At 64.6% G+C, this 13,812-nt stretch carries 15 protein-coding genes; 4 read left to right on the forward strand and 11 right to left on the reverse strand.

The annotated features are described in order from the left end of the window. Positions 1-58: 58 nt before the first annotated feature. Positions 59-1,492, reverse strand: a complete 1,434-nt coding sequence (locus VNN77_08300; protein HXG51388.1) for a UbiD family decarboxylase — start codon at positions 1,490-1,492, stop codon at positions 59-61. Positions 1,493-1,565: 73 nt separating this feature from the next. On the opposite strand from VNN77_08300, the gene VNN77_08305 reads away from it, so the two are divergent. Then, a complete protein-coding gene (locus VNN77_08305) occupies positions 1,566-1,787 on the forward strand; it encodes a hypothetical protein (GenBank protein HXG51389.1) in 222 nt (73 codons plus the stop codon). Between the two features lie 36 nt (positions 1,788-1,823). On the opposite strand, the gene VNN77_08310 is transcribed toward VNN77_08305, so the two are convergent. Together VNN77_08310 and VNN77_08315 are read right to left on the reverse strand one after the other, a co-directional pair. Continuing rightward, on the reverse strand, positions 1,824-2,693 hold the full coding sequence (locus VNN77_08310) for a hypothetical protein (protein ID HXG51390.1): 870 nt from the start codon (positions 2,691-2,693) through the stop codon (positions 1,824-1,826). 12 nt (positions 2,694-2,705) lie between these two features. After that, a complete protein-coding gene (locus VNN77_08315) occupies positions 2,706-3,497 on the reverse strand; it encodes an MBL fold metallo-hydrolase (GenBank protein HXG51391.1) in 792 nt (263 codons plus the stop codon). A gap of 172 nt (positions 3,498-3,669) precedes the next feature. Here VNN77_08315 and VNN77_08320 point away from each other — a divergent pair, with 172 nt between their 5' ends. After that, complete coding sequence (locus tag VNN77_08320) at positions 3,670-4,680, forward strand: ribonuclease Z (GenBank protein HXG51392.1); 1,011 nt, start codon at positions 3,670-3,672, stop codon at positions 4,678-4,680. Positions 4,681-4,705: 25 nt separating this feature from the next. Here the strand turns inward: VNN77_08320 and VNN77_08325 are convergent, their stop codons facing one another. The 4 genes from VNN77_08325 to VNN77_08340 are packed head-to-tail and all read right to left on the reverse strand — an operon-like array spanning position 4,706 to position 8,265. Then, positions 4,706-5,797, reverse strand: coding sequence for an ABC transporter ATP-binding protein (locus VNN77_08325; protein HXG51393.1), 1,092 nt, complete (start codon positions 5,795-5,797; stop codon positions 4,706-4,708). Further along, on the reverse strand, positions 5,779-6,492 hold the full coding sequence (locus VNN77_08330) for an ABC transporter permease (protein HXG51394.1): 714 nt from the start codon (positions 6,490-6,492) through the stop codon (positions 5,779-5,781). The genes VNN77_08325 and VNN77_08330 overlap by 19 nt, the downstream gene beginning before the upstream one ends. 1 nt (position 6,493) lies before the next feature. Next, positions 6,494-7,351 carry a substrate-binding domain-containing protein gene (locus VNN77_08335; GenBank protein HXG51395.1) on the reverse strand — a complete coding sequence of 286 codons (858 nt, stop codon included), beginning with the start codon at positions 7,349-7,351 and terminating at the stop codon, positions 6,494-6,496. 14 nt (positions 7,352-7,365) lie between these two features. Next, the gene (locus tag VNN77_08340) at positions 7,366-8,265 is read right to left on the reverse strand and encodes a substrate-binding domain-containing protein (protein HXG51396.1); all 900 of its coding nucleotides are present in this window, start codon (positions 8,263-8,265) and stop codon (positions 7,366-7,368) included. Positions 8,266-8,551: 286 nt separating this feature from the next. On the opposite strand from VNN77_08340, the gene VNN77_08345 reads away from it, so the two are divergent. Beyond that, positions 8,552-8,698, forward strand: coding sequence for a hypothetical protein (locus VNN77_08345; protein ID HXG51397.1), 147 nt, complete (start codon positions 8,552-8,554; stop codon positions 8,696-8,698). Positions 8,699-9,096: 398 nt separating this feature from the next. On the opposite strand, the gene VNN77_08350 is transcribed toward VNN77_08345, so the two are convergent. Both VNN77_08350 and VNN77_08355 read right to left on the reverse strand, forming a co-directional pair. After that, positions 9,097-9,705 (reverse strand): histidine kinase dimerization/phospho-acceptor domain-containing protein, encoded by a 609-nt coding sequence (locus VNN77_08350; protein HXG51398.1) that lies wholly within the window; start codon positions 9,703-9,705, stop codon positions 9,097-9,099. A gap of 282 nt (positions 9,706-9,987) precedes the next feature. After that, entirely contained in the window at positions 9,988-11,223 is a 1,236-nt protein-coding gene (locus VNN77_08355; protein HXG51399.1) for an MFS transporter, read from the reverse strand. A 319-nt stretch (positions 11,224-11,542) separates the two neighbouring features. Between VNN77_08355 and VNN77_08360 the strand changes: the two genes are divergently transcribed. Further along, positions 11,543-12,619, forward strand: coding sequence for a hypothetical protein (locus VNN77_08360; GenBank protein ID HXG51400.1), 1,077 nt, complete (start codon positions 11,543-11,545; stop codon positions 12,617-12,619). Positions 12,620-12,657: 38 nt separating this feature from the next. On the opposite strand, the gene VNN77_08365 is transcribed toward VNN77_08360, so the two are convergent. After that, positions 12,658-13,188 (reverse strand): chromate transporter, encoded by a 531-nt coding sequence (locus VNN77_08365; GenBank protein HXG51401.1) that lies wholly within the window; start codon positions 13,186-13,188, stop codon positions 12,658-12,660. Further along, positions 13,185-13,736 carry a chromate transporter gene (locus tag VNN77_08370; GenBank protein HXG51402.1) on the reverse strand — a complete coding sequence of 184 codons (552 nt, stop codon included), beginning with the start codon at positions 13,734-13,736 and terminating at the stop codon, positions 13,185-13,187. Before VNN77_08370 ends, VNN77_08365 begins: the two co-directional genes overlap by 4 nt. Positions 13,737-13,812: the final 76 nt, after the last annotated feature.

Genomic DNA, 13,812 nt, shown 5'->3' on the forward strand with positions numbered 1-13,812 from the left:
GGGGTTGACGGATTATTCACGGAGGAAAAGCGAACGGGAGCGGCGCTCTCGAGCGAGGCTAGCGCCGCGTATCCCTCAGGCTCGCGTAGCGCGGCGGCGGCGCCCCTTCGGGCAGAAAATCTTCCAGGCGGACGGTCTCCCAGCCCATCGGGCGCAACCGCTCGAACTCGTCCCGCCGCGCGGGATCGCACGCGGGGGGCTTGGTGGCGTCGATCATGACCTTGCCCCCGATCCGGTGCCAGCCGGGGGAACCGGGGCGGCCGAACTCGGGGCAGGAGGGATCCATCGCGTGGATCTTCGCGCCGCGAATGATCGTGATGTCCTCCTGGGGATTGACGCGCGTCGAGATGGCCCAGAGGATCTCCGCGTAGTTGAAGATATCCACGTCCTCGTCGACCGCGATCGCCACCTTGGGGTGCTGGTACTCGCCCGAGAGCACCGCCATGAGCACGTTTTTCGCCTCGCCGTAGTAGCGCGGGTTCATCTGGACCACGACCCCGAAAATGCCGGGCAGCACGAGCACGTTCTTCACCTCCGTGAAGCCGCCCACGGTGCGGATCCGCCGCAGGATCTGCCCCGACATCGGCACCTTGTGGTAGACGCAACCTTCGACCTCGGTGCCGTTCTGGACGGCCTTGAAGATCGCGTCGCGCCGCATGGTCACCGCCTTGACGTTGACGATCGGGTTCATTCCGGAACCGGTCAGATAATAGTCCTGGAACTCGCTGAACGGGCCCTCCTGCTCGCGCACCTTCGGAGGAATCTCGCCCTCGATGACGATCTCCGCGTGCGCGGGAACCTCCAGGTCGACCGTCTCGCACCTGACCAGCTCGACCTCCTCCCCGAGCAGCGCGGAAGCGATCTCCAGCTCGTCGACGCCGTACTGCGTCGTCGTCGCCGCTGCGAAATAGTACATCGGATGATGTCCGATCATGATCGCGACCGGCATCGGGCGGTCTTGCGCTTCGTAGAGCTGGTAGTTGTTCCAGGCGTGGCGCGGATAGAGGAGGATGCCGGTCTTCGCGGGACCCTTCATCTGCAGCCGGTGAAAGCTCATGTTGCGCCGCCCGGTCTCCGGGTTCTTGGTGATGACTAGGCCGGAGCCGATGAACGGCCCGCCGTCGCGGACCCCTGCCTGATGGATCGGCATCCTGGTGATGTCGACTTCCGCGCCCGCCGCGATCTTTTCCTTCACCGGGCCCGTGTCGACGAGCCGGGTGCTGCCGAGCTTTTCCGTCCGGCGCACGAACTCGGGGACCATGTCGTTTCGGTGGCAGCCGAAGGCGAGAGGGGCGAGCGAAACGTCGCCGGGCGCCTGGCCGAGACAGCGCCAGTTCGGAAAGCCGGTCAGGTTCTCGAAGAGCAAAGCCCGGTCCCGCGCCTGCCAGAGCAGGGCTCCCATCTGGGTGCGCGGGTCCACCGGTTTTGCTATTCGAGAGAGCACGCCGGCCTTTTCCAGCTCCGCGATCCACGAACGCATGTCTTTCGCCATGGGATGGCTCCTCCCGGACAGCCGGGGGCCAATATAGACCGAAAAAGCAGCCCGGGACAGAGCTTTCGTTTCCGTGCGATACGGTCGCGGCCACCTCCCGTCGCGGGAGTGGGTCCACAACGGGGCGAGCATCGATCGCGAGACCGTGGTTTGGGCGCGGGAAATGGGGCAGGCGGAAACCTGCAGGCTGATCGCTTATTTCAAGGAGCGCAGCGCCTGGCTGCTGAGCATCGAGGACGACCGTGCGGAGCCGGTTCTCAGGCCGTATCCCCGGGAGCGGTGCCCCGGCGAATGACCCGGGACCGGCCAAGCTTCGGGGCGCGGGAGCCGCTCATACCAGGCTCCGGTTATAGGCGCCCCGGGGGACGAAGTTGAAAAACTGCCCGGAGCCGCCGATGAGTCGCTGCGAATGCGGCACCCCGGCCGGAACGTGAACCGCGACCGGGCTGTCGACTACGGTTTTCTGATCCCCGATCACGAACTCGGTTCGAAGACCGGTCAGGTTCTCTCCCGCGCCCACGGTGATATGGTAGGTGTCGCAGTTGTGGGTGTGCCTGTCGACGTATCCGGTCTGCGTCGCCTCGAGGTCGGAAACGTCCCGAACGGCGGTGTAGAAAGCCGCTTCGGGCCTGATCTCTTCGTCGACGAAGACGTAACGCGTGCCCGGCGCGGAATCGCGGTGCGCCCGTATCTCGCTCGTGGCGCGAATTTCCGGCGGGAACACGTAGCGCGCGAATCTTTCGGCTTCCCTCGCGCCGGCGTCGAGGTCGGGTTCCCGGTCGATATGGGTGTATCCGCGGCTGCGAAAGAGAACCACCACGTATCCCGCGCCCTCGACGACCTTGTACTCGTGCACCGTGCCCGCGGGAATGTAGACGGTTGCGGGGGATGAGATCCGGTGAGCGCGGCCCTCGAACTTGATCTGCCCCGCGAGCCCTGTCAGCCCCGGACCGTTGCCCACGAAGAAATAGAACTCGTCTGTGTTGTGGCAATGCGGGACCTGATAGTCGGGGACCTCCGCCGGCAGGTTCTCGGCTTCGTGGATCGCGACGTAGACGTCGGCCTCAGGATGCGAGTCGCGGTTGATGAAGATGCGGCGCTTGACCGGCAGCGCGACGCGCTCCCGCAGCGGTCGCTTTTCTTCCGCCACTCCGCCGAGAACTCCCGGCCTGGCCTTGACGACGCATTTGCCGATGTCCATGAGCCCTCCCCGCTAGACCGTCAGGCGCATTCCGTCCGCCGCCATGACGATCTTTCCCGAAAATTTCCTGCCCGCGTCGTTCAACAACCGTTCCTGCAGGACGTCGGGCTGCAGATGGGTGAGCGCCAGCTGCCGGGCGCCGGCCTGCCGGGCGACCTCGCCGGCGTGCTCCGGATGGCTGTGGCTCCGGTAGTGGCCGGAACCGGGCGGGAAATACATCGCTTCGTGGATCAGCAGATCGGCGCCCGCCGCCTCGTTTCGGACCGCGTCGCAGGGCGAGGTGTCGCCGGTGAAAAAGAGGCGCTTGCCGCCCGCTTCGACCAGAAAGCCGAGCGACAGCGGGATCGGCCAGTGCTCGACCTCGACGGCGCGCACGCGCCATCCTTCGCCCTCTGCCACCGACCCGCCAACCATCTCAGTCACGCAAATGTCGATATCCCCGGCGGCGTCGGATTTCTTCAGGGCCTTGCGCGCGGCGATGTCGATCTTGTAAGCGTCGTGGAAAAGCGCGTCGGACATGGCCCGGGTTCCCGGCGGACCGTACACCTGCAGCGTATGGCGCCGGCCGAAGCGCCACGAGGTCAGAACCAGCAGCGCGTAGTCCGCCACGTGATCGTAGTGGCCGTGGGTCAAAAAGCAGTGGGTGACGCTCGCGGGCGCGATCCCGAGGCGGGCCATCTGTTGAATGCAACCCCGCCCGCAGTCGAACAGAAGTCGCGCGGCACCCGCGTCGACGAGAATCGCCGAGCTGCCCCGCCGCGGATCGGGTTGGGGCGACCCCGTGCCGAGGAAGCAAACCTCCATCGCCCGCGTTCTCCTTTCGGTTTCGTCGGCGGCCGTTTTAGCACAGTTGCAGGCCGGAGAGAAAGGAGTATCGCGGGCGGCGCCGCGCATTTCAACGCCAGGGACCGGTGGATCAATGTCGGCGGATCTCGAGCCGCTTGAGCCGGCGGGGCGAGCCCTGTAGTTCTGGCCTATGGCCGACCGTTTCGCGCCCCGCCTCGTCAACGGTCCTTTCGAAGATCCGGTTCTTTTCGTCGGCTTTCATCACGAGCGCCGGGCCGTCCTTTTCGACCTGGGGCGCATCGATCGCCTGAGCGCGCGGGAGATCCTGAAGATTTCGGATGTTTTCGTTTCCCATACGCACCTCGATCATTTCATCGGCTTCGATCACCTGCTGCGCTGCTCGCTCAATCGAGAGCGGGAGCTGCGCCTGTACGGACCGAAAGGGATCATCGACAACGTTCGCGGCAAGCTCGCGGGCTACACGTGGAACTGGATTCGCGAATATCCGATCGCGCTCGCGGTCCACGAGGTCGACCCCCCCGTGGTGCGCAAAGTCGATCTCAAGGCCGCCGGCGGCTTTGCGCCGGAAGGGGAGGCGGAGGGGCCGTTCACGGGAACGCTGCTGGAGGAGTCGTCGTTTCGCGTCCGCTGCGCGGTGCTGGACCACGCGGTGCCGTGCCTGGCCTTCAGCCTGGAGGAGAGCAACCGTCTGAACGTCAGGCCCGACGTGCTCCAGGCCGAAGGCCTGCAGCCGGGTCCGTGGCTGGACGAGCTGAAAAGAATGTTGCGGGAGCGGCATCCCTCGACCACGCTCCTCGGGGCGCCGCTCGAGAGCGGGAAGACCAGGGAGCTTTCCCTCGAAGCGTGGCGCGATCTTTTGATCCTCGAGAGCGCCGGGCAGAAGATCACCTACGTCGTCGACAACCAGTACAACGCGGCCAACGCCGGACGGATCGTTTCGCTCGCGGCGGGATCGGATTTTTTCTTTTGCGAGGCATCGTTCTCGCAAGCGGACGAGCAAAGAGCGCGGGAACGGTACCATCTGACCGCGACACAGGCGGGCCGCCTGGCGCGCCGCGCGGGGGTAAAAAAGTTCGTGCCGTTTCATTTTTCCCTGCGCTACCGGTCCGAGCCCGATCGACTGCGGGACGAGGCCCTGGCGGCGTTCGCGGCCGGCGAAGCGGATGAATCGGCAGCCTGACGGCCCGCCGCGCCCTGGACTTTCGTCAGCCTCGTTTGACGGCGTGCACGGCGGCTTCGCTGAACGACGCGATCACCTGCTCCCCCTCGCGGGCGCCGAGCTCCGACAGGGAAGAGCGGGTGAGCAGCGCAACGAGACGATTGCCGCCGCAGTCCAGCTCTATTCGGTGCTGCGTGCCCAACGGCCTGATTTTCAGTACCGTGGCCGCCAGCTCATTGAACCCGTCCCGGGCCGGCTCCTGCCGCCCGACGGGCCGCAGGGCGATTTCCTCCGACCTTACGCAGAGGAGAAGCCGCTCGCCGGGTTGAAAATCGCCGCCGGCCCGGATCGAGCCGCCGGCAAAGCGAATCACGCACCTTCCCTGAGCCGATTTCTCCACGGTCGCGGGGATTCTCGTCTCGACGCCGACAAGGTCGGCGACGTTTTCGTCCGCCGGGCGGGAAAATACCTCGGCCGTCTCTCCCACCTGAACGAGCCTGCCCCCGATCAGGACCCCCAGGCGATCTCCGAATATGGAAGCCTCGTTGCGGTCGTGAGTGACGAAAACCGTCGTGACGCCCGTCTCTTGAAGGATCTCCTCCAGATCGAGGAGAAGCTGCTCCCGGGTAGGATGGTCGAGCGCCGAAAAGGGCTCGTCGAGCAAGAGAAGCTCGGGGTCGAGAGCCAGGGCGCGCGAAAGGCTGGCGCGCTGCGCCTCGCCCCCCGACAGGCTGCGCGCCCGTCTCCCGGCCAGATGGGCGATCCCGAGACGCTCGAGCCACGGGAATACGCGTTGCTCGATGGAGCGGCGGTCCAGTCCCCGGAGCTTCAACCCCAGTGCCGCATTCTCATAAACCGAAGCATTCAAGAGCAGCGCCTGTTGAAAGACGCTCGCGATGCGGCGCCTGAGCGGCAGGAGATCGCGGCGGTCCACTTCCCTGCCCCGAAAGCAAACGACTCCCCGCGTCGGCCGTTCCAGCAGCCCCATCACGCGCAGCAGGGTGGACTTTCCCGCTCCGTTGGGGCCGATGATCGCGAGGACCTCGCCGGAGCGAACCGAGAGATCGGGAACGTCGAGGACATCGACGTCGCCGTACCGAACCAGAATGTCGCGAAGCGTTACGAGGGCTTCGGCCATCTCAGCTGCTCGCGCTGCTGGATATGCGTGAGGGCGAGATTCACGGCAAAGGTAAGAAGGAGCAGGATCAGCCCCAGGGCGATGGCGATTTCGAAATTCCCCTTTCCCGTTTCCAGCACAGTAGCCGTCGTGAGCACGCGCGTCTGCCCGCGGATGTTGCCGCCCACCATCATCGAGGCGCCGACCTCGGATATCACTCCGCCAAAGCCCGCCATTACGGCGGCGAGAAGGGGAAGCCTGGCTTCCCGGCACAGGAGCCAAAGCAGTTGAAGCCGGGACGCGCCGATGCCCAGCAGCTGCAGACGCAAATTCGGGTTCAAGGTCTGGAAGGCGGCCATGGTGAGACCGGCCACGATCGGAGCTGCGATGACGACCTGGGCGATGATCATGGCCGTGGGAGTGTAAAGCAGCTCGAGAAACCCCAGCGGTCCGCTGCGCCAGAGGAAGACCGTGACGAAAAGCCCTACCACCACGGGCGGAAGACCCATTCCGGTGTTGATGAGGCTCACGATCAGGTTCCGGCCGGGAAAATGAGACAGGGCGACGCCGATCCCGAGCGGCATGCCCAGGATGAGCGAGAGAAGGGTGGCGGCGCCCGATATCTGGAGCGAGAGCCAGGTGACGCCGAGCACTTCCGGGTCGGCCGTCACGATCAGCCTGAATGCTTCCCTGACGCCGTCGAAAACGAGCCCCATCTTATCCTCCGATCTCTTCCTCTCGCTTTCCCGCGATCGGAACGAACAGCGGCCGGCCGAATTTCTCGACGCCGAAAGTCTTGATCACGGCCTGGGCGGCGGAGGAGACGATGAAGTCGGCGAAAGCCTTTCCGCCGGCGGCGTTCACCCCGGGGCCGCCGGCCGGATTCACCTCCATCACCGAATAGATGTTCAGGAGCGGTTTGTCGCCCTCCAGGAGGACCGCGAGCGCGATCCGTTTGCGAAAGGCGAGGTAGGTCGCCCGATCCGCAATCGTGTAGGCGTTACGGTCGTTGGCGACGCGGAGGCTCGCCCCCATGCCCTGGCCGGACTCGATGTGCCAGCCGCCTTCGGGTTCGACTCCCGCCTGCTTCCAGAGTGCCTTCTCCAGGTTGTGAGTTCCCGAGTTGTCCCCGCGCGAGACGAATCGGGCGCGGTTTTTTGCGATCAGCCGCATGGCCTCCACGCTGCTCCTGGTCGATCTGATCTTGGCGGGATCGGACGGCGGGCCTACGATGACGAAGTCATTGTACATGACCAGCCGGCGGTTCAGCAGCTTTCCGTCGGCGACGTACTTTTTCTCGAGACTCGGCGCGTGCGCCAGCGTCACGTCCGCCTCGCCCTTGGCGGCCAGCGCAAGCGCCTGGCCCGTGCCGACGGCGATCGGCCTGACGCTGTGGCCGGTCTTTTTTTCGAAGAGCGGGAGCAAAACGTCCAGCAGTCCCGAGTCTTGGGTGCTCGTGGTGGTCGAGAGGATGACGGACCTGCTTGCGGCTTCGCCTGCCAGCGTGTGACAGGGGACTTCCGAAGCCAGGAACAGTCCCATGAGAAAGATCCGGAACGAGATCTTTGAGCGCATGGGCGGCGACTTCGTCAGCTCGATGCGATAATCCTTCCGGATTCCGAAGTGTCGTATCCTCCCAGCGACTCCACCCGGTTGCGGAATTCCCGCGATCCCACGATCTCCAGCAGGGTCTCGATTCCCGCCGAGAAGAAGCGCTCCTTCGGGATCAGAATGTCGAAGCGTTCCTGAGCGAGAGGAATGAAATCGAGGCCGAGCAGACGCGCGGCCGACGTCGTCGCCACGCCCACGTCGGCTTCCTGTCTCAGGATCTTCAATCCCACTTCCAGATGGGTGGCGACGGATTCGTCGTATCCGTCGATCGTCCTGGGATCGATTCCCAGCTTGGAGCATTCCTGGTCGATGTAGTGGCGCGTGCCGGAGCCGGGCTGGCGGTTGATCATGCGGACGCCGGTTCGCGCGAGATCGGCTAGCGTTCGAAGGCTCAGGGGGTTGCCGCGTCTCAGCACGAGCCCCAGCTCCCGATGGAAAAGGGGGACGACGGCCACCCCCGAAGGGATCGTCTTGTGAATGAACGGAAGGTTGTAGTCTCCGGTTTCGGGATCGAGAAGATGGGCGAGGGCGAAATCCGCCACCCCATCCCGGAGGGATCTCAGGCCGGCGCTGCTGCCGGTGGTCGCCATGAAGAGAGAGACAGGCGCGCTGCGCGACGCGTAAAGATCGCGCAGGATTCCGAGGCTCGGATCATCGCTGCCCGCGGCGAGCAGAAACGCTCTCTGCTCTCGTTTCTTGCCTCCGGCCGCAGCCCGACTGCTCTCGTCGATCCATTCATCGATCAGTCTTTTAGAGAACGTCCACTTGCCGGTAACCCTCGTACACGGGATCTTGCCGTTCTTCGCCAGGTAATAGACCTTTTTCTCGTTGATCCCGAGGTAACTAGCCACCTCTTTCGTGTTCAAGAGCTCCCGCATGCCGCCCCCTTTGTCACGGCGCCGTTCATAACAGGGATTGGGAACAGAATCAAGAATTCTTACAAAAACTAACGTCTAATGACTTTTTCAGAGCAGGAATCCACGGTGACCGGGAGCAGCGGCCGGAAGGCATGGCACTCGCGAGAGCCCAGGCCTTATCGTCTTGATCGCCACAATGCTGCGGCTTGGCCGGAAGGATTAGCTGATCTGGCGGTCCTGGAAAAGACTCAGGGAATCGAGAGGTTCTTTCGCTCTGGCGCTGCGATCGGCTGGGGGGGCGAAGGGTATGGAAAAAGATGCTGCCCTTGCCGAGCTCGCTTTCAACTTCGATTCTGCCGCCGTGAGCCTCAATGATCGTTTTGCAGATGACGAGGCCGAGCCCGGTTCCCCGGCCGGCCGTGCGTTTGGCATTACCGCCCTGGCGGTATTTTGAGAATAGAGCATCGATCTCGTCGGGGGGATGCCTGTCCCGGTATCTTTCACCCAAACCCGAGCTTCTGCAGTGTTTTCCTGAAGCGCGCCGATCTCGACTTCTCCTCCTTCGCCGGTAAATTTGATCGCGTTGCTGATCAGATTTCCCAAGACCTGATCCATTCGGCGAGGATCTGCTTGAATTGGCGGAAGCGAGGCCTGGACGGACGTCTTGAGCGAAATGTTCTTCTGTCGAGCCAAAACTGCAAGATTATTGACGCATCTTTGGATCAGCTGTCCGAGGTCGGTGGCTTCCACATGAAGGTCTGCGTAGCCAGACTCGAATTTGGAAATTTCCAGGAAGTCGCTTGTCAGATCGACCAGATTCGTGCTGTTGGCGTGTATCTTTTCGAGCCATTTCTATTGTTCGGCGGTAACTTCGCCGAACGTCCCGTCCATCATCACCTCGGCAGCTCCAGCAATGCTCATCAGTGGAGAGCGCAGATCATGAGCGATCATGGCGGCGAAATCCGCCTGGAGCTTGCTGGCCTTCGCAAGGTCGGCGGCCTGCCTTGCCAGCTCCCTATTGGCGGCCTCCAGTTTCCCATTGGCTCGTTTAAGATCTTCGAGAAACCTCGCGTTGTCCGCCAGCGCACGGTTGAGCAGGCGTAACGGGACCACGCGGAAGATTAGAAATAGCCCCAAGCCGAGCGACGAGCCGAAAACGAAAAGTTCCCCGGCATGCAGCAGCAGCGGACGGAGCGAACGGCTGATTTCGATCTGGCCAACAGTTACGCCCGCGTCGAAAAGTGCGTCCGAACGGGTCATGACCGGCCAGTCGAGAGGATCGACGCTTTCGGCCACGAGCTGGCGGTCGTTATCGAGAATACGCCGCGTTTCGTTGTGGGCTTTTCGGGGGCGTTGCCTGAGGAATTCCTCCAGCTTTTCAACCTGAAAGCGCCACATTTCGGGATTGGCGCTGACGACCTGCGAAGCCAGAGCCGCGTTGATTTCCGCTTCTGCTTCCATGGCGGCGGCCTGAGTCTGGGCGGCCAACCCTGGTTTTTGGCATGGCGGATACATGGCGGATATACTCGGTCATTATTTTGAACGATTGAACGATTTCCCGTAGGGGTGGACTGTCCCCCCTGCCGCCGCGTGTGCCGCCGATCTCGTATCGGGGCAGACACGCAGGCCTGCGCCGACCGATTGCTGGCGAGCGACGTGCGCCCGGCTGGGCGCAATCGTATGTATTCACACGGATGCTGCGGCGACGATGCTTTCGCGGATCGTATTTCACGACCGGCCTCCTCAAAAGACCGCGGGGTCGGCGGCGAGGGGGCCGGCGGGCGGGAGCTCCTCGGGGCGGCGCTGCGGGTGCGGCAGAATCCAGCGGGCCAGCAGGCCCAGGGCGAGGGAGCCGAGGCCGAAGGTAAAATAGAGCCAGTCGATCCCCGCCCTGTCCACCAGCCATCCGGCAAAGAAATTGGAAGCCGTCGCGGCGACGCCGCCGCCGACCATCGAGAGCACTCCTTGAGCCGTGGAGCGCAGCCTTTCCGGCGCGATGACGTCGAGGTAGAGCGGGCTGCCGAGGTTGAGCCCGACGACGATCACGCCGTGGAGCGCCTGGACGGCGTGGAGCAGCGTGCCGTCGGTCGTGACGGAGCAGAGAAACCAGCGCGCACCGCCGACGGAAACCCCCACGGCGAGAAGACCGCGCGCTCCGAGCCGCTTGAGCCCGCTGCCGGTGAGGAGCACGAGCGGAATCTCGAGCACGAGCATGAGGATCCACATGTTGCGGATGGTTTCGAGGTCGCCGCCGCGGGCCCGGACGAAGAGCGGAAACAGCCACATCGGTCCGTGCATCAGAAAGTGGGCGCAGAGGGAAAACAGCAGGAATCTCAGAAAAGCGCGATTGCGCGCGAGCTGTCGCCAGTCGCCGCGTCCGGCGCGCAGCGCGACGGCGCCCTTCGCCGGCAGGAAAAAGGCAATGATCGCGGCGGCAAAGACCAGGGCGGCCGTAACGGGGAACATCAGCCCGAGGCCCGGCTGGGAGACCGAGCCGTTTTCCTGGACCGGCGCGCCGTGGCCCGCAAGGAGCCGGGGAAACACGACGATCATGATGAAATAGCCGATCGTGCCCCATACCCGCACCCGGCCGAACGCATGGCGCCCCGCGTCGCGGAGAATCGCGAAGCTCACCGAGGTCACCATCGGAAACACCGCGGTCCCGGCCAGGGCCAGGCCAGCCGTCGCGGCGACGATCGGCCAGAATCCGCGCGCGGCGCCGACGCCGAGATAGCCGAGCGCCGTCGCCATGGTCAGGAGCGCGAGCATCCGCGCCCGCGCTCCGGTCCGGTCGGCGACCAGGCCCCAGAACGGCTGGGCGAGCATTCCGACCAGAGGGGAGATCGCCAGAACCAGCCCCACCTCCGTCCCGGAGAGGCCGGCGTTCTCGCGCAGGTAGAGGCTGAAGTAGGGATAGAAGATTCCCAGGGAGCCGAGATAAACGAACCAGAAGAGCGTCAGCGGAACGGAGTGCCACATCGATTTTCGAACCGGATTCTCTCACCGCCGTCCGGCGGTCCGCCCGATCACCGCCGGGTCGCCCCGCGGCGCGAGCCGTGTATCTCCAGCCGGACCGGTGCGAACCGCCGATTGCATCGGTACGGGGATCGAGACGTCGTCGGTTGACGAAGGCGATCCGGCTGGAGGAGGCATTCTAGCCGAACTCTCCGCATGCAAAAAGGCTGGTCCGCGGGCCGGAGCAGCGGCTTGACTGAGCTGGTGCATCCGCATTATGGCTAGGGGACCGGAGCAGCGATCGTTTCCGCAATCAAAAGCTTTGCTTTTGAGGGAGGTTGTTATGGCGCCGCTTCAAACCCGCCTTGTCGGCCGCGCTCTCTGCCTGCTCCTCTCGTTGCCCGCCTCCGCGCTTGTCTTCTTCGGCCCGGCTCGCGCTCAGACGCCGTTCTATCAGGGGAAGACGATCACCCTGATCGTCGGGTCCGGCGCCGGAGGGATGGGGGATTTGCGGGCCAAGGCTCTGGCCCCTTTCCTCTCCAGGCACATCCCGGGCAATCCGGCGATCGCGTTTCAGTACATGCCGGGCGGCGGCGGTCGAAAGGCAGCCAACTATCTCTTCAACACGGCGCGCCCGGACGGTCTCACGCTGGCTCGGATCTCGAGCAGCATCGTGCCGTACGCCGTCCTCGGCGAGTCCGGCGTTCAGTACGACATCGACAAGCTCATCTACCTCGGGACGACCGAGCACGTGCTGTATTACCTCTTCGTCACGCGCAAGGGAATCGGCCTGGACAGCGTTGCGAGGCTGCGCTCGGCTTCGGGGGTGCGCATCGGCAGCGCTCCGGTCGGCCACACCGGCTACATCCACAGCCGGGTAACCGCCTACTTCCTCGACCTGAAAGACGCCAGGATCATTCCTGGCTACGAGAACGAGGACCTCGACTTGGCGTTTGCCCGCGGCGAGGTCGACGCGCAGGTCGCATCCACCGGCACCGTGGTCGAGCAGGATTTCGTGAACAAGCGGCTGGTGGATTTCCACGCGGCCATCGAGATCCCGAAGGGGCGGAAAGACCCTCGTTTCGCCCACCTCGGCGTTCCCGATATCGAGAGCTTCGCCAGGTCCGAGAAGGAAAAAAAGCTGCTCCACATGATGCGGGCGTTCCGGTCGATCGGCACGGCGCTGTTGCTGCCCCCGGGAACCCCCAGGGATCGGGTGGACACGCTCAAGGAAGCCGTGCGCAAGACGCACACCGATCCGGCGTTCGCCGCCGAGTACCGAAAGCTCACGGGAGGCGACGAGCCCACGCCCCTGATGCCGGACGAGCAGGCGAGGGTGGTGAAGGAAATCCCGCGCGATCCCGAAACAATCGCCTTCTTCAAGAGGTTCGCGGGAACCGGACCGTTGCCGTCGCGTTGATCCCGGCAGGCGACGGGCCGAAGGGCGCCGCCGGCCGATCAGACGAGCCGGGCGACGCCGGCGAGCGCGCCGCAGGCGAGGAGCCAGAGCGGGTTCCATCGCTTGCGGAGAACCACCGCGGCGGCGAGGAGCGTGAAAAGGTAGCCGCGCCAGTCGTGGTTGACGGTCCGCATCAGGACGGTCGCGCTCGAGAACATCAGGCCGATCGTGATCGGCGGCAATCCGCGGCGAACGGCCTCCAGGATCGGAGCTCCGGGGTAACGGCGGTTGAGATGCCCTACGAGCAACGTGAGCGTCGTCGCGGGGACGAGCAGGGGAATCATCGTGGCGGCAACGCCCGCCCAGCCCGCCAGATACCAGCCGATGAGCGTGACGTACATGACGTTGGGGCCGGGGGCGACCTGCGCCAGGGTGTAGAGCTCCGCGAACTCGGCGTTCGTCAGCAGGTGGCGCTCGTCGACGAGGTAGCGATGGATGTCCGGCAGTATCGCCGACGGACCGCCGATCGCCAGGAACCAGAGGACGAGAAAGTGGAAAAACAGCGACGCGAGCTCGGAACGATCCATCATCGGCTTTCCTTCCACGCCGCGGCGACCGCGAGAGGCGCGAGAACGCCGATAACCCAGAGAAGCGGCCAGCGCAGGACGCCCACGCCGGCGAACGCCAGGACGCCGAACAGCCAGGGGCGAAGGCGCCGCGGCAAAACGACCGCCAACCTGATCACGGTGGCGAGGAGCAAGCCCGCGGCGACGCTCGACATGCCGGCGAGCGCGCGCTGCACCTGCGGCAGAGCGCCGTAGTGCTGATAGAGCATGCCCATGGCGATGACCACGAGGCACGGCCATCCCAGAAACCCGCCGACCGCGCAGGCGGCGCCCCGCCATCCGCCGAAGCGGTAGCCGACGAGAACCGCGACGTTGAGTACGTTTGGCCCGGGCAGAAGCTGTCCCAGCGCGAGGACGTCCAGAAATTCCTGCTCGGTGAGCCAGCGACGGCGCTCCACCAGCACCCGCCGCGCCCAGAACAAAACGCCCCCGAAACCGGAGAGGCTCACCGAAGAAAAGGCGAGAAACAGCGCAGGACAACCGACGCGCTTTTGGTCTTCTTCTCGAGTCATGATTCCGCGGAAACGATCGAGCCGTTTCCGGCCCGGTACCAACCGGCCCTTTCTTTCTTCTCGGTCGGCAGGGCCG

This window comes from Candidatus Zixiibacteriota bacterium (genome assembly GCA_035574315.1).
Classification (GTDB): domain Bacteria; phylum Desulfobacterota; class Binatia; order UBA9968; family UBA9968; genus DATLYW01.

Excerpts from the sequence above, each read along its gene's own strand:
- VNN77_08300 (HXG51388.1), bottom strand. The coding sequence starts at position 1,492 with ATGGCGAAAGACATGCGTTCGTGGATCGCGGAGCTGGAAAAGGCCGGC.
- VNN77_08310 (HXG51390.1), bottom strand. The coding sequence starts at position 2,693 with ATGGACATCGGCAAATGCGTCGTCAAGGCCAGGCCGGGAGTTCTCGGC.
- VNN77_08315 (HXG51391.1), bottom strand. The coding sequence starts at position 3,497 with ATGGAGGTTTGCTTCCTCGGCACGGGGTCGCCCCAACCCGATCCGCGG.
- VNN77_08320 (HXG51392.1), top strand. The coding sequence starts at position 3,670 with ATGGCCGACCGTTTCGCGCCCCGCCTCGTCAACGGTCCTTTCGAAGAT.
- VNN77_08325 (HXG51393.1), bottom strand. The coding sequence starts at position 5,797 with ATGGCCGAAGCCCTCGTAACGCTTCGCGACATTCTGGTTCGGTACGGC.
- VNN77_08330 (HXG51394.1), bottom strand. The coding sequence starts at position 6,492 with ATGGGGCTCGTTTTCGACGGCGTCAGGGAAGCATTCAGGCTGATCGTG.
- VNN77_08335 (HXG51395.1), bottom strand. The coding sequence starts at position 7,351 with ATGCGCTCAAAGATCTCGTTCCGGATCTTTCTCATGGGACTGTTCCTG.
- VNN77_08340 (HXG51396.1), bottom strand. The coding sequence starts at position 8,265 with ATGCGGGAGCTCTTGAACACGAAAGAGGTGGCTAGTTACCTCGGGATC.
- VNN77_08345 (HXG51397.1), top strand. The coding sequence starts at position 8,552 with ATGGAAAAAGATGCTGCCCTTGCCGAGCTCGCTTTCAACTTCGATTCT.
- VNN77_08350 (HXG51398.1), bottom strand. The coding sequence starts at position 9,705 with ATGGAAGCAGAAGCGGAAATCAACGCGGCTCTGGCTTCGCAGGTCGTC.
- VNN77_08355 (HXG51399.1), bottom strand. The coding sequence starts at position 11,223 with ATGTGGCACTCCGTTCCGCTGACGCTCTTCTGGTTCGTTTATCTCGGC.
- VNN77_08360 (HXG51400.1), top strand. The coding sequence starts at position 11,543 with ATGGCGCCGCTTCAAACCCGCCTTGTCGGCCGCGCTCTCTGCCTGCTC.
- VNN77_08365 (HXG51401.1), bottom strand. The coding sequence starts at position 13,188 with ATGATGGATCGTTCCGAGCTCGCGTCGCTGTTTTTCCACTTTCTCGTC.
- VNN77_08370 (HXG51402.1), bottom strand. The coding sequence starts at position 13,736 with ATGACTCGAGAAGAAGACCAAAAGCGCGTCGGTTGTCCTGCGCTGTTT.